Origin of the sequence: Kitasatospora sp. NPDC058190 (assembly GCF_042883685.1) — a bacterium.
Lineage (GTDB): Bacteria > Actinomycetota > Actinomycetes > Streptomycetales > Streptomycetaceae > Kitasatospora.
Genome location: NZ_JBHVVI010000112.1, coordinates 1 through 17,970, shown reverse-complemented (window position 1 = coordinate 17,970; position 17,970 = coordinate 1). Strand labels below are relative to the sequence as shown.

Below are 17,970 nucleotides of genomic sequence, written 5' to 3'. Positions count from 1 at the left end.
GTGCGTCTTACAGCGAGGTGTAGGGGGCGGGTCAGTCGGCGACGGTCTCGGCGTGCCGGGTGAGCGCGTCCAAGAGCACGGCCTGGTGGTCGGTCAGCTTGCCCTGGGTGCGGGCCTTGTCCTGCTTGCGCAGCCAGGTGCCGGGCCGGAAGGCCGGGTCGTCGCCGAGGCCGGTGCGGTTGGCCGGGCCGTCGAGGGTTCCGCCGGCGGCAAGGTAGGCGAGCAGGCGGCGGTAGGAGCGGTTCCCATCCGGCTCCAGGCGCCACAGCTCGTCCAGCGCGTCAAGCTTGGCGACCTGGTCGCCGGTGAGGTTATCGGCCTTGCGCTGGCGGCGCATCCACGCGTCCACCGCGTAGTCGTCCAGCTTCGCGGTCGCCGGGATCGCGAGGTGGCCGTGCCGACGGTGGAACGCGGCGTACGCGGCGCCGCGCTCCCAAGCGTTGGCGTTCTTCGACCAGATCATGCCGAGCGCCTCCAACTCGGAGACGCGGGCCGCGTCCAGCAGGCCCTGGCCGTTGAGGTGGCGCTGGCGGGTGAGCCAGGAGATCAGCTCCGGGTGCTTCGTCTTGTCGGTGGGGTCGAGGTGGCCGTGCCGGAGGTGGAAGACCGCCGCGACGGCGTGCATCCGCTGCCACTCGACCGCGCGCGGGTTGAACGCCCGCAGCTTCACGGTCTGCAGAATCTGCGCCGCGTGCTGCTTCGCGTTGATCCGCAGCCACTCGATCGGCGACTCGACCGGGGCCGGCTGCTGCTCGGCATCGAGGACGAGCAGGAGCCCGCCGCCACGCGAACGGCGGCGAAGGCGCCCGCGGCGCAGCCAGCGAGACGACGGCCAGGACGGCGAAGGCGGCGACCACCAAGCGACGGCCGGCGCTTCGTCGGGCGGTGAGGTCAGGCCGGCAGGTAGCAGCGGCCGCCGGAAGCCACACCACCGGCGCCCGGTCCGGGTCGTCCTGCTCGGCCTGGGCGACGGCCTCCACCAGGGCGTCGGGCAGGTGGGCGATAAAGACCAGGTGCCGGCGCCGGGACAGCTCCGCCTCGCCCAGCCGCTCGGTCTCCTGGTCCTGGACAAAATGGAGCACCGGCGGCACGGGCAGCACCGCCAGGTCGAGGCCGAGCTCCTCGATTGGCGACGACGTCCAGGGCGTGCTCGGAGAACGCCGTGCTCGGACCGTCGCGCTCGCGGCGAGCCCAGGCCGAGGACGTCCTCGCCCACCTCGCCGTCACCACCGAGGAGATCCTCGCCCGCAGCGGAGCTGGCGGTGCTCTGGCTAATCGGTCGCTGGTCGCCGGCGCGCACCCGGGCGTAGACGTGGGCAGCCGGGGTCCGCGGTTGACCGCCGGTCGGCGCGGCCGGAACGGGGCGGTGTCAGTGAGGAGTCTCTGTTGTTGTGGGGGGCATCAGGCAGGGGGTGTTGACGCTGAAGGCCAGGAGCCCTCCCTTCGTGGTCTGGACGGTGACCAGGTACCGGCTCGATGCCTGGGAGGCGTCGAGGACTGTGTCCACCTTGCCGTTGGCGCTCTCCCGGTAGCCGTCGATTTTGAAGCCCTGTTGTTCGAGCATCGTGCGGACCTTGCGGACGGCCTCAGGGTGCTGTTCGAGTGGGGCGGAGCTGTAGGCCGCGTACGACAGTTTGTACCGGCCGTCCGCCCGGACCTCGTCGTTTTTGCCGACGCAGTCGCTGAAGATCGGTTCGGCGCTGCCGGTGTCGAGGGTGACTCCGGCGGTCTGCGCCATGTACTCGGTCATGTGTTTGGCCCAGTCCTGGGCGTCCTGGCGGGCCTTGACGGGGAGAGGATCGTTGGGACCGGGCGTGGACATGCATCCTCCGAGGATCAAGGGCAGGCAGAGCGCTATCGCGGCAGCGCCCAGACGTCGGGCTCCGACACGGCGTGCGGCGAGTCGTGGAAGGGGGAACGGCACAGTGAGATTCCTTGCGGCCGGGACGGGGTGAGCAACCGGAACAGCCAGACCGGCCCTGGTCGGCCCAGCTCCAGCGGTCACGGGGGAGGCGGCGGGCTGTCGTGCAACTTGGGAACCGTGGTCGGCGGCACCCCGACAATGATGCGGCCCTGGTTGGCAAGGCTCTGGCCGCCGTCCCAGTACCCGCTGTGTCCGGACGTGTCGACCAGGAAGTTGTTCCCGCCGAACCGGTCGATCATCGGGTCGTCGCCGAGAGTGAGTCCTGCGGCGAGTTCGATCGGGTCGTCCGCCGCCCTGCCGGTCCAGAAGTGGCTCGGGTCGATGTGGAGCTGGTCGGCGCGCTGGACGGTCATTCCGGGACTCGCGATGGCGACGATGTCGTCGGCGCCCAGTCCGTTCCCACCCGCGGCGGCCGCACCGACGAGCGTCGTCCCGTAGCTGTGGCTGAAGACCGAGAGGTGATTGGGGTGGTCGCCCTGGGCAGCCCGGGTGCCCTGGGTGAACTGGCGCAGGGCCTCGGCGCCGTCCTCGGCCCGGGACGTCCAGCCGACGGAGAGGTTGTTCGCTTCCAGGACCGGGATCTCGGGGGCGTCGTATCCGAGCCAATAGACCACCGACACCTTCTGGTGATCCGCCGCCGATATCAGATGGCGGCGAACGACTTTGACGGCCCCGGGGTCCTTGGCGGGGTCGTTGATCCATCGGTGTGCTTGTTCAAGGAACCATTCGATCGCCCAGACCCGGTGCCATCCCAGCGCCCACGCCTCCGGGGGAAGCCCGCCGCGGCGGGCGAGCGCGTCACGTGGCCCTCCTGCGATGTGGAGGACTTGTCAAGACTTGTGGCTCGAGGTCGTCACCGCCTGGTTGCGGGGTTAAAGGTTCCCTATGGCCGTTGCAGGGGCAGCGGTTGAAGGGTCGGCCATCGGGTGAGCATGCCGTGTCGGATGGCCGCGGCGAGTTGCCCCAGGCCCTTGAGCTCATCGCTGTCCGCAGTCATCTGACTGACGATTCCGAGACGGTGAACGAGTCGCTGCCGAGCCGTTGCCGTACCCCACTTCCAGTCGTGGTTCGAGATCTTGGCCAGGTGGTCGGCGGTTCCGCGGTAGGCCCGCTGGACCAGCGCGTCGCCTCGTAGCAGCCAGCCGGCGCATGCGTCGGTGAGATCGTCTTGGGCCTCGGTGCCCGTCACGTTGCGCCACGTCGTGCGGTAGGTGGTCTCCGCTGCGTGCAGCAGGGGCTGGGCCGGGGCGGTGACGCACCAGCAGGTCGGGAAGCCGATGCGCAGGTAGGCAAGCTCCACGAGCCCGTTGCCCAGCGTGGCCTGTTCGAAGTCGATGAACCGGACGCCACTGCTGGTGTGCATGTCGTTGCCGGGGCAGGGGTCGCCGTGCAGCAGGGCATGGCCCGGTGTGTCGAGCAGGCGGTTCACGAGGCCGTCCAGCTCGGTTCGTACGCCGGACGGCACCGCGACGCCGAGCGTCCTGGCGAGCCTGAGGAAGGAGTCGACGTCGTCTTGGGTCGGGCCGGACCAGGCGGGGAGTATGCCTGCATCGTCGGCACTGGTGGCCGCGTGGAGTCGGGCCAGCGCCGAGGCGTAGTCGACCACCCAGTCCTCGCGGGGCTGCTGGTGGTTCAGGTGCTCAAGGACCAGGACCCGTTCTCCCGGATCAGTGCCGAGGAGCATCGGCACCACCGGCGGATCGACCCGGGACGCGAGCTTCAGCGCGGCCACCTCGCGCGCATACCTCTCGGCGGCCTCCGGCCCGTCGACCAACTGCTTGACCACCACGGGCGTGCCGGACAGCTCGGCCCGCCATACCCGTGACCGCGGACTGCTGCCCAGTCGGCGACCCCGACGAGGCACGCCAAGCTCGGCCCGCAGTTCCTCCCCGAAAGGCAGTCTTGACCACATGGCTTCATCCTTGCATACGCGTGAACACTGCTGGCTGTTAAGCGAGTTAGACCGCAGGGTAAGCTCGCACGGAGGCTGGATGCGAGTGTCTGGTGATCTCATTCATGCAGCGACCAGCTCAGGGCGTTCGACCAGCTGACCTCGTTCGAAGCGGGCTCCGGCACGGACGAGCGGGACGAGGTGGGCACCGTTGACGGAGCGCCATCGGGCCTGGGCGGACTCGACAAGTTTGAAGACCATCGCCAGCCCGGCGGCGCGGGAGCCGGCGCCCTTGGTGACCTTGGTGCGGAGCCGCACGGTGGCGAAGGTCGATTCGATCGGGCTGGTCGTGCGCAGGTGGATCCAGTGCTCGGCCGGGTAGTTGTAGAACTCGAGCAGCAGGTCCTGGTCGTCGGTGACCTTCTTGACGGCCTTGGGGAACTTCGCGCCGTAGAGCTTGGCGAAGGTCTCGATCGCCTGTTCGGCGTGGTCGCGGTCCTCGGCGTTATAGATGTCCTGTAGGGCCTTCTTCGCGGCCGGCTGGGCCGACTTCGGCATGGAGTCCAGGACATTCGCGGTTTTGTGAACCCAGCACCTTTGTTCGCGGGTGTCGGGGAAGACCTCGCGCAGGGCCTTCCAGAAGCCGAGGGCGCCGTCGCCGACCGCGAGGACCGGGGCTCGCATGCCCCGTCTCTCGCAGTCCCGCAGCAGCGCGGCCCAGGACTCCGAGGACTCCCGGTAGCCGTCGGTCATCGCGACCAGCTCCTTGGTGCCGTCCGCGCGCACTCCGATGACCACGAGGACGGCGGCTTTGGCCTCGTTCAGGCGTATGCGCAGGTGGATGCCGTCGACCCAGACGTAGACGTAGTCGGTGCCGGACAGGTCCCGCTCCTGGAACGCTTGATGGTCAGCCTGCCACTGGGTGGTCAGCCGGGTCACCGTGGCCGGCGACAGCCCGGCCGAGGAGCCGAGGAACTGTTCCATCGCCGGGACGAAGTCGCCCGAGGACAGGCCGTGCAGGTAGAGCAGCGGCAGCACCTCGGCGATCTTCGGGGACTTGCGGCACCAGGGCGGCAGGATCTTCGAGGAGAACCGCTTGCGTTCCCCGGTGGCCTCGTCGACGCGCTTGTCATTCACCCGCGGAGCCTGCACCTCGATCACGCCGGTAGCGGTGGTGACCTTCCGCGGCTGGTGGTAGCCGTTGCGGACCACCAAGCGGCGCCCCATCTCGTCCCGCTCATGGGTCAACTCGGCGATGTAGGCGTTGACTTCGGCCTCCAGTGCAGCGGCCAGCATCCGCCGGGCGCCCTCGCGGACGATCTCGTCCAGCAGGGAGCCGTCTCGCGTCGAGCCGTCGACATTGACTACGGTGAGCACGGGCGTGCCTTCCTGGCCGACGCTGCAACGTCGGCCTACTCGATGACCATCACGGGATCACTCGGGAAGGTAGGCCCTCCGCGTTCCTCCCGGAAGCGATCCACAGGTCTTGAGCATTGCTCCTGGTCAGCACCTCAATGTAGTTGTCCGACGTGCTGTCCGTCTCCTCCGGCGTGCCGCCGAAAAGCTGGGCAACAGCCGCCGAAACCTCGGGGTCGCCGGTAGTGATGCGCCACTCAGGCAGCGACTCAGGAACGTTGTGGACGGACCGGCCACTGTGGAAGCGGCCAACCGTGTCATCTACGAAACGGGGCTTCGGCTTGCTCTCCGGGTCGGTCTCAAAAATGCGCATCGCCATGGGCGCTCTCCCTTTTTCTTGTTGGGCGACCCGGGGGTTACTCTCGCCGGACCCGGGTCGCTCCCACTGTCTCGGCTGCCCCCGCCTGCGCGGGGAGGACGTCTCCACCGACCCCGGCACCGGTGCCACCAACGGCTGACCCCCGCCTGCGCGGGGATAAGGCGCGCTTGACCGGATCGCCCTCGGAGAGCAGCGGCTGACCCCCGCCTGCGCGGGGATAAGACCGATCACGGCTGGCTGGAGAGCAATTCCAACGGCTGACCCCCGCCTGCGCGGGGATAAGGAGGAGTGGGTGCAGAACCCGGAGACGGAGCGCGGCTGACCCCCGCCTGCGCGGGGATAAGACTCCCTGACCTGCGGCGTAGCGGGGCCTTTGCTGTTTCTTGGCTGTTCCGCCCGCTGGTGGGGCGTGTTCGTGGGTCTGCTGTTGTTGTGTCAAGGAGCGGTACGTCATCGTGCCACGCCGCCAGCGTCGTTGTCCGGCGGGCGACTGGCACGGAGAAGCACCCGCCGCGACGACAAGGCCCGCGGTGGCTGACCCCCGCGCCTGCGGGGAGGACGGGACGCTCCCGCGCCACGACGCCCACGGCCGCGGCTGACCCCCGCGCCTGCGGGGAGCACACGCTCGGGTCCTGTCCAGTGGACGCTGAGCACGGCTGACCCCCGCCTGCGGGGAGGAGTTGCAGGTGAGGCTATCCCCGTGCTTCCGCCACGGCTGACCCCCGCTCGCGCGGGGAGGAGGGCCGGGCCCGCCCCGAGGGTCAGCGGGTGGGCGGCTGACCCCCGCTCGCGCGGGGAGGAGGGGGACGGGGCGACGGCCCCGCACAGGGAGTCCGGCTGACCCCCGCTCGCGCGGGGAGGATTCGAAAACCGCCGTCCCGTCAGGGGGAGGGGCGGCTGACCCCCGCCTGCGCGGGGAGGAGGCCACCACCGGCACGTCCTCGGCCGGCGGATTCGGCTGACCCCCGCCTGCGCGGGGAGGAGCGCCGAAGTCGACGAGACCGTCCCGGCGAGGACGGCTGACCCCCGCCTGCGCGGGGAGGAGCGGCGCCATGTCTGCACGGACATGCCGGCGAGCGGCTGACCCCCGCCTGCGCGGGGAGGAGGCATCGACTGCAGCACCTGCACGGCCTGCCCGCGGCTGACCCCCGCCTGCGCGGGGAGGAGAAACTGGCGATCGTGACGTGCTTCGCGATCGGCGGCTGACCCCCGCCTGCGCGGGGAGGAGCTGGGCACCGGCGGCGCCGCCACCGTCGCGACCGGCTGACCCCCGCCTGCGCGGGGAGGAGTCCTGCTGGGCTTCCTCGGCGGCCGGCTCGGCCGGCTGACCCCCGCCTGCGCGGGGAGGAGCCGATCCCCGGCTCGATTCCGCCTCTCTCGTCCGGCTGACCCCCGCCTGCGCGGGGAGGAGGGTGTGGGAACGGCTGTGGACCGCGGGTCAGGCGGCTGACCCCCGCCTGCGCGGGCAGGAGCGTCCGGCGGTCTCCGCCCGGAGACCGAACAGCGGCTGACCCCCGCCTGCGCGGGGAGGAGACTTTCTGACCTGCGGAGCAGCAGGGCCTTTGCTGTTTCTTGACTGTTCCGCATGCCGGTGGGCGTGCTGGTGGGTCGCTGTTGTTGTGTCAAGGAGCGGTACGTCATCGTCCCATGCCGTCAGCGCCGCCTCGCCGGGCGACTGGCACGGAGAAGCACCCCCCACGACAAGGTCCGCGGGGGCTGCCCCGTGCCTGCGGGGAGGACATGGACAGCACCACCCGCGAGGCGCTCGCCGACGGCTGACCCCCGCGCCTGCGGGGAGGACCTCAACACCGTCCAGTTCTGGGACAAGCAGAGCGGCTGACCCCCGCGCCTGCGGGGAGGACCTCGGCCTCCTGGAAGACGGAGACGACTGCTGGGCCGATGTGGTCTGGGGATCGGTTCTGGCACCGCTGCGGCGCCGCGCGGCTGGGGCCACTGCCGGCTCGGGGATCTGCCGTACGGTCAGAACGCCGTGGTATCCAGGGTCAGGTCGAACGGCTCAGGCAGCCGAAGTGGCGTCCCGAACGGATGGGGGCCATCGATGACGGCGTAACCGAGGTCGTGAGGCTCGGAGAAGAGGGTGCAGGTGCGGTTCTGCCGGTCCGCGAGCAGGTAGAGCGGGGCGCCGTATTGGGCGTAGCGCTTGCGCTTGGTGACGCGGTCGGTGTCGCCATTGGACTCGGAGGTGACCTCGACGACCAGGAGGGTCTGGTCGGGGGTGAGTGCTCCGGCGCCCTTGGCGAGGTCTTCGGGGATGATGGCGAGGTCGGGCATGTACCAGTTGGGGGAGCCGGGCAGGTCGAGGTTGCCGGAGCCGCTGATGCAGCCAAGTTCGTCGACGCGGCGGTCGAGCTGGCGGCGGATCTTCGCCGCGACGTTCTCGTGGTCCCACGTGGGTGACACCAGGACGATCCGCCCCTCGATGACCTGGGCCCATCGGTGATCGATGAGCTGTACGGCGTACTTCAGCGCGGCCTCGTGGTTCACGTCCGCGTACGCGATGGGCTGCGCGCTCAACGGGTTCGCCTCCTTCGGCCCGGCCGCGGCGTGTCCGACCGGACACCCGCAGCTCCCACCGTAGCCGGAGGAGGGTCATCAGACGTAGCGGATGACGTTGACCGTCGGCTGACTCCCGCCTGCGCGGGGAGGAGTGCGGGACGACGCCGAGGAACTGGGACGGGAGCGGCTGACCCCCGCCTGCGCGGGGAGGAGGTGATCACCCCCGTTTACGACGGCGGACATCACGGCTGACCCCCCGCCTGCGCGGGGAGGAGGTTCGTGCGGGTGGCGCCGCCGCTGTCGCCGGACGGCTGACCCCCGCGGGTGCGGGGAGGACCGGGCGCCGACGCTCCTGGCCGGGGCCTTCTTCGGCTGACCCCGCCTGCGCGGGGAGGAGGCCGACGCGGACCGGACCGCCGGGGTCCCTGCACCGGCTGGCCCCCGCCTGCGCGGGGAGGAGTCAGGCCCTTGCTGGTGAGGTGTACCCCGACGCGGCTGACCCCCGCCTGCGCGGGGAGGAGTGGGCCTGGGTGCGGAGCCGCAGCTGGGGGTACGGCTGACCCCCGCCTGCGCGGGGAGGAGCTGTCGGCCGCGCCGGGCAAGTCGCGGGAGGGCGGCTGACCCCCGCCCGCGCGGGGAGGAGATCCTCGGCTGGGTCGCGCCGTTCACGATCCGCGGCTGACCCCCGCCCGCGCGGGGAGGAGATCCTCGGCTGGGTCGCGCCGTTCACGATCCGCGGCTGCCCCCCGCCTGCGCGGGGAGGAGTCGATCACGCGCAGCCCGCCGCTGATGCCGTCCGGCTGACCCCCGCGCCTGCGGGGAGCACGACGGTGTGAGCAACTCCCTGACGTCCCCCGCCGGCTGACCCCCGCCTGCGCGGGGAGGAGGGGAAGATCCGCCGGTCCTGCGCCCGCTGCCACGGCTGACCCCGCCTGCGCGGGGAGGGCGAGAAGAGGGTGCCAAGCCCGCGCCTGCGGGGAGGAGCCGTCCTGCACCGGGCCCGTACCCACCGTTACCGGCTGACCCCCGCGCCTGCGGGGAGGAGGCCGCCGACGGCACCGGCCTGCCGATGGTCGGCGGCTGACCCCCGCGCCTGCGGGGAGGAGGAGTTGGCGCCACAACGCCTCGCCCAGCTGCCCGGCTGACCCCCGCCTGCGGGGAGGAGTTGCGCGGGACGATCGGCGCGCCCCGCCCCGCCGGCTGACCCCCGCGCCTGTGGGAAGGACGTTGACGCTACGTATGTGCCCGCCACGGTTTCCGGCTGACCCCCGCGCCGCGAGGAGGACCCGGGGCCCACGCGGTAGTGGGAGCCGAAGCCCGGCTGACCCCCGCCTGCGCGGGGAGGACATCGCGGAGTCACCCCGCAGCGCAAGGGAGTGCGGCTGACCCCCGCCTGCGCGGGGAGGACACCAGCTGTTCACCGGTGCGCGGGTCAACGCCCGGCTGACCCCCGCCTGCGCGGGGAGGACTCCGCCCGGGCCAGCCACGACGAGCTGTACGCCGGCTGACCCCCGCCTGCGCGGGGAGGACTGGGAGGGGGTGAGCGTGTCCCGGCCGTCCGTCGGCTGACCCCCGCCTGCGCGGGGAGGACCCAGTGATCAGCCGCTTGGACGTGATGCGGGCCGGCTGACCCCCGCCTGCGCGGGGAGGACCGGCGCAGGCCCGCCGCGATGACGCGGCTGACCGGCTGACCCCCGCCTGCGCGGGGAGGACGACAACAACCAATCCAGCCCAGAACCAGGGGACGGCTGACCCCCGCCTGCGCGGGGAGGACCTACGACTTCACCGAGCCCCCGTTCCGGGAGGCGGCTGACCCCCGCCTGCGCGGGGAGGACGTCATTCTCTCCTTACACATCCGTCTAGCGTGCGGCTGACCCCCGCCTGCGCGGGGAGGACACCAGCAGCGGCCAGCCGATCGAGAGCCGGGCCGGCTGACCCCCGCCTGCGCGGGGAGGACTCCCCCCTCGTTTCGGCTCCACAATCAAGCTCCGGCTGACCCCCGCCTGCGCGGGGAGGACTCCCGACTGCGGGCCCGCTCGACCTGGCGGTGCAGGTAGTCGTCGAGCAGACCGAGGCGGCGCAGCTGGGCGGACTCGGCCTGGTCTTTCCAGTGGTGCCCCGACAGGCCGGGGGTAATCACCAGGTCCAGACACAGGTCGAGGGTAAGGACCCGGGCGCGATGGCGGCAGCCAAGCACCCACGCCAAGATCCGTTGCCGCGGTGAGCAGGCCATGGGCGCCCTGAAGGGCTGGCGAGTCCTACTGAAGATCCGCAAGGGCTGGAGATGCAGTACGGACAAGCGAGCGGTTCACTGGAAGATAGGTCGGCAATTCATGAAATACCCAATAACCTGAGAGCGAACGCGTCATTTGACTGCGAAGTGGCACCACCATCCCAACCCTGCCCTGTTTTGATTGAAGCGAGGAAGGCCATGACACTCACCAAGGAACAGGTCAAACGCCTAATAGAGATCCAGCAGCGTTCGAACCCAAGCCAAAATTTCGCTTAACGTGAAAGTCGCCCAGCTCTCAGCCCTAGCCATTCCCCTGGTAAGCGGACCCATCGGTGCGGTGCCAATTCTTACCGCCACTGTAGGCGATGCATCGATAATTCAAAGCTGGGAGGCCGAGATGCAAGGCTACATCAGGTAGCTTGACCAGCTCCAGAGAGAGCAAGCCCAGCTACTCAGTCAAGCAGCCGAGCCCACGGTGACGATAACAACCAGTCCAGTGGTATTCGAGTTCAGTCCTGAACAGGAATCGAACGCGACTACACTTCCCGAGGTGACCATTGTCGGCGATCCCAGTAATATTCCTCCGAATACTCCGACTATCACGCTCCCAGAAATGACCATTGTCGGCGATCCAAGCAATAATCCATCAGGTGCGCCAACAATTACAATCCCCACCATGGAAATCACGGTAAATGAAAGTGACGGATCTCGCACCATCACGATCCCCGAGACGACAATCGACGCCCAAAGCGAAGAAACCGGTAAAACCGGCGGAGACACAAACCGTAAGGACGGAGAAGGCGAAGGCGGGGGCAGCGGAGAAGGCGTGCCAGGCGGCGGAGGCGGAGACGCCGGGGGCGACGGTGGCGGAGAAGTCGGTGGCGGCGGAGACACCGGGAACGGAAGCGATGCCGGGAGCGGAAGCGGAGCAGGCACGGGCGGCGGAGGCGGAAGCGGAGACACCGGAGGCGGAGGCGGAAGCGACACCGGGAGCGGAGGCGGCGTAGGCACGGGCGGCGGAGGCGGAAGCGGGGGCGGCGAAGGCGGAGGCGGCGAAGGCGGAGGCGGAAGCGGCTTCGAAGGCGGCGGCGGGCCCGAAATTCCGCGGGAACGGCCCCCCGAATGACCACCACCTCGACCAGGCCATCCACACCGAACGGCGCGCCGCGCCGTAGCACCCCCGGTCAGAAGGCGGGCCCGACCCCAAGCGGCAGGCCTCACACGCGGTGTGTGCGGACGAGTTCTGGGCCTCGCTGTCGGGCGAGGACCGGGTCACCGCCCGCAGCCATCTCAAGCGCACTACCGCCCCGGCGGAGGAGCAGACGGCGGAGTAGCCCGAGGACGTGGATACCAGCCGGTCATCTGGTGCTGGCCGGCTGGTCGTTGGCGCTCGGCGGGCAAAAATGGCTGCGGCCTGGTGCGATCCCGTGGAACGCTCCTTGCGTGGTTGAGAATCCAGGCATATCAGTGGCCGAGACGGCCAAGGGAGCGCACCGTGCTGTCGCCCATCTGGTCAAGCTGTTCAACGAAGTCGGGGCTGGCGACATCGAGGTGGACAGGGCGCTCCGGGACGTGTTCCTGGTCGCCTGGGGGTGGTGGGCCCGCGTGATCCGCAGCGGGCATGCCGTCAGTCTCCTGTCGTTGAACAACGTCGGGCCCGAGAGTAGCCCGATCGTGCGCAGCATCGCGGAGCACACGATGCTGTTAGTCTGGCTCGCCGACTCCGGGGACGAGGCCGTCGCGGCGCTCACTGAGGAGCATGAGGCGCACCGTAAGGCCCTTATGGAGAGCGTCCAGAAGGCGGAGGCGGAGGGCTGGCAGATCCCCGACTGCACGGACGAGCCGGTGCTGCCGCCCTCTGGTGACGAGCACCCGCTCCGCGTCGAGCTCAAGTTCGAGACGCTGTGTCGACTGTTCAACGAGCCCGGTCTCTATGTCATCTACCGGTTGCTGTCGGGCTACGTGCACCCGAGCCTGACCAGCTCGGAGACCTATCTCCACCAGGATTTGGAAACCGGCCGGGGCAGCATCGCAACCACGCCGCGGCCCTCGGATTCCGAGATCATCCAGGCCGCCTATTGCATGATCCAGGCCACGCGCACCATAGGTGCCCTGTGCAACGACGAGCGCTTCGGCAAGGCCGCGGCCCGGGCCGAAGAGCTCCTCGGCCATGTTCCCGGACTGCCGACCCGCGTGCCGGCACCAGCGCCGGTGGAGAAGCCGGTGCCGCTGCAATTCATGATCACCGCGCCGCGGCTGGAGACCTCCGAGAAGCTGGCCGACGTCGTCACCAAGGCCCTCGCGTCATCCGGCCTGGTCAAGGTGGGCAAACCGCAGCAGTCGGAGAAGAAGAAACGGGTCCTGGTAGACCTGACGGAACCCAAGTCCCGCCCCTAACTGCACGCCGTTGCCGACAGCAGCAGCGCTGCCGGAGTGAACCACCTGCCAGTGCAGCCGCTGGCTCCGCTCGGTCGGTGCAGGCGGCACGCAACGGGCCCAAGCACGGCTTCGTCGGGCCCGGACCGTCAGAACCGGCTGCGGCGTACAACGGGCCGGGCAGGCGGGACCTGCTCGCCGCGCAGCGCGAAGGCCGCGGTGACGGTGCGTTCCAGCAAGCTCATGACCTGGCGCAGCGTGGCGGGGTCGAGGGTGCGGGTGAGGTCGCGGACGGCCTGGTGGTCGTCGTCGGTGAGCGCGTGGAGGCCAGCGCGGTCGAGGGCGGTGTAGAGGGGCTGGGCGGCGGTGCCCGCGAGGCGGCGGTGTGCGACGTCAGTGGTCTGGCGGGCCTGGTGGGCGGCCTCGCGAGCGCATTCGGCGACGTTCTGACAGTGGCGCTCGCGGCGCAGCGCGTGCCGGAGAGCGGTGTCGCGGTCAGGGTCGTAGCGCTCGGCCCGGGTCTCGGCGGTGTGGTCGCACACGCGCTGCCACTCGGCACGGACGTCGGCCGCGGTGGCGAAGGCGGTCTCGTCCCCAGCGTCGGCGTACCGATCCGCGTGGCGCTCCTCGACCCGGGCCTGTTCCAGGGCCTGCCGGATGTTCTCCAGGGTCATCCCGGCCGCCCGGCGACGGACCCGGCCGCGGACGTCGCCGAGCAGCCCGTCCTCCTGGTCGTCGTCCTCGTCCTGGGTGAAGGGGGTGCGGGCGGGGTGCTGGGCGAGGGCGGCGTGCAGCGTCGCACCGGCCTCCCACGCCTCGGCGTGCACGACGGGCTCCGGCACGGCGAGGCCCGGGCGGGCGCCGAGGACGACCCGGCCGTCGACCAGGGCCACCCAGCCGTCCAGGCCGTCGACGTCCTTCTCGGTCCAGCCGCGGGCCAGGTCGGCGCCGTGGTGGAGGGTGCGGATGCCGTCGTGGCCGGACCAGCGCAGCCACATCGAGCCGCGCACCAGCGGGGAGCCGAGGATCGGGCGGCCCAGGTCCCGGTCGGCGGGGGCGGGGCGGCTGCTGTTCAGGTCGAGCTCCAGCCATCCGGGCGCGGTGGCGGGGGCCGGGGTGGGGCGGGTGGTGTCGGTCATCGCGCGGTGCCTCCGGGAGTCGGGAGCGGGGTGCTGGCGGCCGCCTCGTCACCTGCACGGGGTGGGCCGGGATGGCGGGGCGTAGGTAGGTCAGCCGGTGACGGTCTCGGCGTGCCGGGTGAGCGCGTCCAGGAGCGCGGTCTGCTGGTCGGTCAGCTTGCAGTCGGTGCGGGCCTTGTCCTGCTTGCGCAGCCAGGTGCCGGGCCGGAAGGCTGGGTCGTCGCCGAGGCCGGTGCGGTTCGCCAGGCCGTCGAGGGTTCCGCCGACGGCGAGGTAGGCGAGCAGCCTGCGGTACGACCTGTTCCAGTCCGGCTCCAGGCGCCACAGCTCGTCCAGGCCGTCGAGCTTCGCGGTCTGGTCCTTGGTCAGGTTGTCGGCCTTACGCTGGCGGCGCATCCACGCGCCCACCGCGTAGTCGTCGAGCTTGGCGGTCGCCGGGATTGCCAGATGCCCGCGCACGCGGTGGAACGCGGCGGCGTAGGCGTAGCCGCGTTCCCAGGCGTTGGCGTTCTTCGACCAGATCATGCCGAGCGCGTCCAGCTCCGAGACGCGGGCCGGGTCGAGCAGGCCCTGACCGTAGAGGTGGCGCTGGCGGATGAGCCAGGAGATCAGCTCGGCGTGCTTGGTCTTGTCGGTGGGGTCGAGGTGACCGTGCTCGATGTGGAACCTGGCTGCGACGGCGTGCATCCGCTGCCACTCCACCGCGCGCGGGTTGAACACCCGCAGCTTGACCGTCTGGAGGATCCGCGCCGCGTGCCGGCGCGCGTTGATCTTGAGCCACTCGATCGGCGACTCCACCGGGACCGGCTGCCGCTCGCCCTCCCCAGCCTCGGCCGCCTCGCCCTCGGCCGGCTTGGCCGCGATGGTGTGCGCGGTGCCCTGCGAGCGGGAGGCGCGCAGCTCGGTGATCCGGCCGACCACCCGGGCATCGTGCGCCGCGAGCGCCCGCAGGACCCGCCAGATCGTGCGGAACGACGACGCTTCGATCTCGGCGTCGGCCTCGGCCTTCACCGCCTCGCCGGCGTCATGGACCTCGGCCGGATCGGCGGCCGCGGTGTCGTCGCCCACCTCGGGGGTGGGCAGGTAGACCGGGATGATGACCCAGGAGACCTTGCCCTGCCGGTAGGTCTGGCGCAGCGCCCTCCCGACTGCCTGGATGATGTCGATGACGGACGACTTCGGGTCCGCGAAGCACACGGCGTCCACCGCGGCGACGTCGATGCCCTCGTTCAGCAGGCGGGAGTTGCAGATGATGCAGCACTCCTCGCCTTCCTCTCCGGGCCGCTCGCCGGTGGAGGCCTTGAATGTGGCGAAGGCGGCGCGGCGGTCCTTGAGGCGGTCGGTGCCGGCCACCGCGAGTGCCGTCAGCCGTTCCGGCCGCTCCGCGTCCTCCAGCAGCTCCGAGGCGTCCAGCAGGGTGTGCGCGAACTCCCGCGCCGAGGACACCCGGGAGTGGAAAGTGATGACGCGGCGCAGCTGGAGGTCGTTGACGGCGCGCAGCACCGCGATCTGCAGGGCCAGACGCAACAGTTCCTCGTTGCTGCGCTGGGAGCGCAGGTCGGCGACGGCCGGCAGACGCAGGAGTTCGCGTAGGTCCTCGTCGGTGACCACGGGGACCAGGACGCGGTAGTCGGCGAGGTAGCCGTGCTCGATCCCCTGCCCCAGGGTCCAGATGTAGACGGTCGGGCCGTAGATCGTCTCGTCGTCCATCGAGCAGAGCACGGGCAGCTTGTCCACGCCCTCGCTGTCGGCGAGGTCGGCCAGACCGTCCTTCGCCCGCCGGTCGTCCGCGATCCGCGGGGTGGCGGTGAAGTACAGCCGGCGCTTCGCCGGAACCCGGTCGTCGTCGTGGACCGCGGCCCACGCCTTCCCCTGCGAACCGGCCGTGCGGTGCGCCTCGTCGATGACCACCAGGTCCCAGGCCGACAGGCCGAAGTCGCGGTGGGCCTGGACGATGCGCTCCAGCGAGGCGTAGGTCGCGTACACGGTCACCGGCTCGCCGGCCTTCTCCTTGGCGACCAGGTCGGCGATCCGGGGGGCCTGCGTCGTCACCGCGGCGTCGATCCGACCGCCGGCCTCCGCGCTCTCCAACGCCTCCTCCCGCGAACACGCCGCCACCGCCAGACCCCTACGGCCGCCCCGCAGTGACCAGGCTTCGGCGGTCTGCTCCAGCAGCTTGATCGTCGGCACCAGCACCAGCACCCGGCCCCTCGCCGCCAGACGCCGGGCGCAGCCGGCGGCGATGAGGGTCTTGCCGGAGCCGGTCGCCGCGACCACCGTCGCCCGGCCGCCGTCCTTCACCTCGCGCACCGCGGCCGCGATGGCGTCCTTCTGGAACCAGTGCAGCGGCAACGGGTTGACCGTACCCAGAGGCTGTGCCGGGAGCGGCGGTACGGCCTGGGCGCGCAGAGCGGCCGGCACGTCCTGCTCGGCGGTGGCGGTGGTGGTCTCCACGGCGGTGCTTCTCCTTCGGATGCTGAGACGGCGGGGCGGGGCGGGCGGGGCTGTGGGAGGGTCAGGCGGGCGGCCTCTCCCCGGGGCCAGGTCATGGATGGGGAGAGGCCGACCGGACTCTCTACTGCTGGGGCGGCACCCAGCCGCGGACTTCGAGGTAGGCGATGTCGGCGTCCTCGACGGCGCGGCCGGTCTCCACCAGCCAGGCCCGCATCGCCTCGGTGACGTCGCCGTGGTGCTCGGCGACCCGCTGGGACCACTCGGCGGCGTCGAAGCCCCCGGTGCTGGCGGAGCCGTAGGTGCGCTCCTCGGTACCGTCGGCGCGGGGAATGAACCCCCGGCGCAGACCCGGAGAGTCCTCAGTGGAGCCGGCCGACATCGTGTACTGGTTGGCCTTCATCCGAACGGTGAAGGCCAAGCGGCCCCCGGCCTGTCCGGTCTCGTGCACCACGGGCGCAAGGTGGGAGGCGCCGGACTTGATGGCCTGCTTCCCGGCCCGGCCAGCCATCGACCCGCCAGCCTCGCCGACGGTGTCCTTGCCGCGCACCCGCGCCTTCTGCCCGGTCTTGGTCCGGCGGCGGGTGGTGTTCGCCTCCGCGATCCCGGACAGGGCCTCCTCGTCGCGCTCGCCGCCGCGCACCGCGCGGACCACCTGGCGCAGCGCGTTGACCATGCTCGCGCCCTTGCCCTTGGTGAAGAACTGGCTCACGAGCGAGGTGTCGCGGTCGAGCATCTTGGCCACCTGGCGCTTGCTGTAGCCCTGGTCCAGCAACTCCTGAGTCAACCGGGCGGCTTCGTTCGGGTTGTTCGGGTCGGCCGGGCTCACTGGTCAGTCCCCTTCTCGGCGAGTTCGGCGCGGCCCAGGCCACGCAGCTTGAGGTACTGCTCCTGGCTGGTCGGGTGCTCGACCGGGCCGGTCAAGTGGCCCTTGAGGAGGTAGTCGCCGGGCTCGCCCCGGTAGGGCCAGGGCTGGCGCTCCGTCAGGGCGATGCCGTCCGTGCCGAAGTACACGACCGTGCCGGGCTTGGCGTGCAGGGCACCGGCGTAGCCGATGACCTCCTTGCCCTGGCGGTACTTCATGTCCAGCAGCGCCGCCCGCGCCCCCGACCACACATAGGCGGCCCACTCCGGGTGGGCGTAGGGGTCGCGGGAGAAGCCGGCCTGCCGCTGCCAGGTGACCACGTCGTTGTCCTGGCCGAGGATCTCCACGCCGGCGGGAAGGGTCTCGCCGATGGGGGTGGTGCCGGAGACCAGGCGCGGGCGCTGGGCGAACCCGCCGAGGCCGAACAGCAGCACGGAGCGAACGGCACGGCTGGCGAGGTAAGCGGCGGTGCGCTGCCGCTCGTCGCCGTGCAGCTTCGAGAGGTTGGTCAGGTCCGCCCAGGCCGACTTGAGGCGCTTGCCCCACTCGTCGAGCGGCTTGCCGTCCTCGAACAGCAGGCCGCCGAGGATCTCGACCTTCCACGGCATCAGGTGGTTGGACAGCGCCAGGTGGACCTCGGCGCCGCCCGCCCAGGTGGTGAAGGTGGCGCCGGGCTCGGACGGGTAGACCCAGGCGCGGTCACCGGTCACCGGCGCGGGCAGCAGCCCGACGTGGTTCCACCCGGCCGGGACGGTCACGCGCACGTTCCAGTGCGAGCAGGACATCAGCGCCTTGACCTGCTCCGCCTCGGTCATCGCGGCGAACGCGGCGGCGGTGAT

General features: G+C 70.9%; 10 protein-coding genes, 2 pseudogenes and 2 CRISPR repeat arrays. Of the genes and pseudogenes, 1 reads left to right on the top strand and 11 read right to left on the bottom strand.

The features are described 5' to 3' along the window. Window positions 1–31: 31 nt before the first annotated feature. From ACFVWU_RS35755 to ACFVWU_RS35725, 7 genes and pseudogenes are all read right to left on the bottom strand, one after another. Window positions 32–670: a helicase associated domain-containing protein gene (locus ACFVWU_RS35755; RefSeq protein ID WP_387628671.1), complete on the bottom strand. Its 639-nt coding sequence runs from the start codon at window positions 668–670 to the stop codon at window positions 32–34. A 699-nt stretch (window positions 671–1,369) separates the two neighbouring features. Further along, complete coding sequence (locus ACFVWU_RS35750) at window positions 1,370–1,822, bottom strand: hypothetical protein (protein WP_387628669.1); 453 nt, start codon at window positions 1,820–1,822, stop codon at window positions 1,370–1,372. 179 nt (window positions 1,823–2,001) lie between these two features. After that, window positions 2,002–2,739: pseudogene (locus ACFVWU_RS35745) on the bottom strand (alpha/beta hydrolase); the annotation flags it as partial. Between the two features lie 68 nt (window positions 2,740–2,807). Further along, window positions 2,808–3,836 carry a phosphotransferase gene (locus ACFVWU_RS35740; RefSeq protein ID WP_387628667.1) on the bottom strand — a complete coding sequence of 343 codons (1,029 nt, stop codon included), beginning with the start codon at window positions 3,834–3,836 and terminating at the stop codon, window positions 2,808–2,810. A gap of 102 nt (window positions 3,837–3,938) precedes the next feature. Next, window positions 3,939–5,192 (bottom strand): IS256 family transposase, encoded by a 1,254-nt coding sequence (locus ACFVWU_RS35735; RefSeq protein WP_387628665.1) that lies wholly within the window; start codon window positions 5,190–5,192, stop codon window positions 3,939–3,941. A gap of 49 nt (window positions 5,193–5,241) precedes the next feature. Beyond that, a complete protein-coding gene (locus tag ACFVWU_RS35730) occupies window positions 5,242–5,550 on the bottom strand; it encodes a hypothetical protein (RefSeq protein ID WP_387628664.1) in 309 nt (102 codons plus the stop codon). A 71-nt stretch (window positions 5,551–5,621) separates the two neighbouring features. Then, window positions 5,622–5,894: direct repeats of the CRISPR family, unit length 29 nt; unit sequence CGGCTGACCCCCGCCTGCGCGGGGATAAG. 1,636 nt (window positions 5,895–7,530) lie between these two features. Next, on the bottom strand, window positions 7,531–8,085 hold the full coding sequence (locus ACFVWU_RS35725; RefSeq protein WP_387628662.1) for a Uma2 family endonuclease: 555 nt from the start codon (window positions 8,083–8,085) through the stop codon (window positions 7,531–7,533). A 112-nt stretch (window positions 8,086–8,197) separates the two neighbouring features. Then, a CRISPR array of direct repeats spans window positions 8,198–10,160; the repeat unit is 29 nt; unit sequence CGGCTGACCCCCGCCTGCGCGGGGAGGAC. Window positions 10,161–11,767: 1,607 nt separating this feature from the next. Here ACFVWU_RS35725 and ACFVWU_RS35720 point away from each other — a divergent pair. After that, window positions 11,768–12,697: a DUF5677 domain-containing protein gene (locus tag ACFVWU_RS35720; protein WP_387628661.1), complete on the top strand. Its 930-nt coding sequence runs from the start codon at window positions 11,768–11,770 to the stop codon at window positions 12,695–12,697. Window positions 12,698–12,825: 128 nt separating this feature from the next. On the opposite strand, the gene ACFVWU_RS35715 is transcribed toward ACFVWU_RS35720, so the two are convergent. The 4 genes and pseudogenes from ACFVWU_RS35715 to ACFVWU_RS35700 form a co-directional block, all read right to left on the bottom strand. Then, window positions 12,826–13,815, bottom strand: a complete 990-nt coding sequence (locus ACFVWU_RS35715) for a hypothetical protein (RefSeq protein WP_387628659.1) — start codon at window positions 13,813–13,815, stop codon at window positions 12,826–12,828. Between the two features lie 90 nt (window positions 13,816–13,905). Further along, window positions 13,906–16,269 (bottom strand): Helicase associated domain protein, encoded by a 2,364-nt coding sequence (locus ACFVWU_RS35710; RefSeq protein ID WP_387628658.1) that lies wholly within the window; start codon window positions 16,267–16,269, stop codon window positions 13,906–13,908. Between the two features lie 121 nt (window positions 16,270–16,390). Next, window positions 16,391–17,095 (bottom strand): helix-turn-helix domain containing protein, encoded by a 705-nt coding sequence (locus tag ACFVWU_RS35705; protein ID WP_387628656.1) that lies wholly within the window; start codon window positions 17,093–17,095, stop codon window positions 16,391–16,393. Further along, a pseudogene (locus tag ACFVWU_RS35700) lies at window positions 17,092–17,970 on the bottom strand (hypothetical protein); the annotation flags it as partial. The pseudogene ACFVWU_RS35700 and the gene ACFVWU_RS35705, both read right to left, overlap by 4 nt.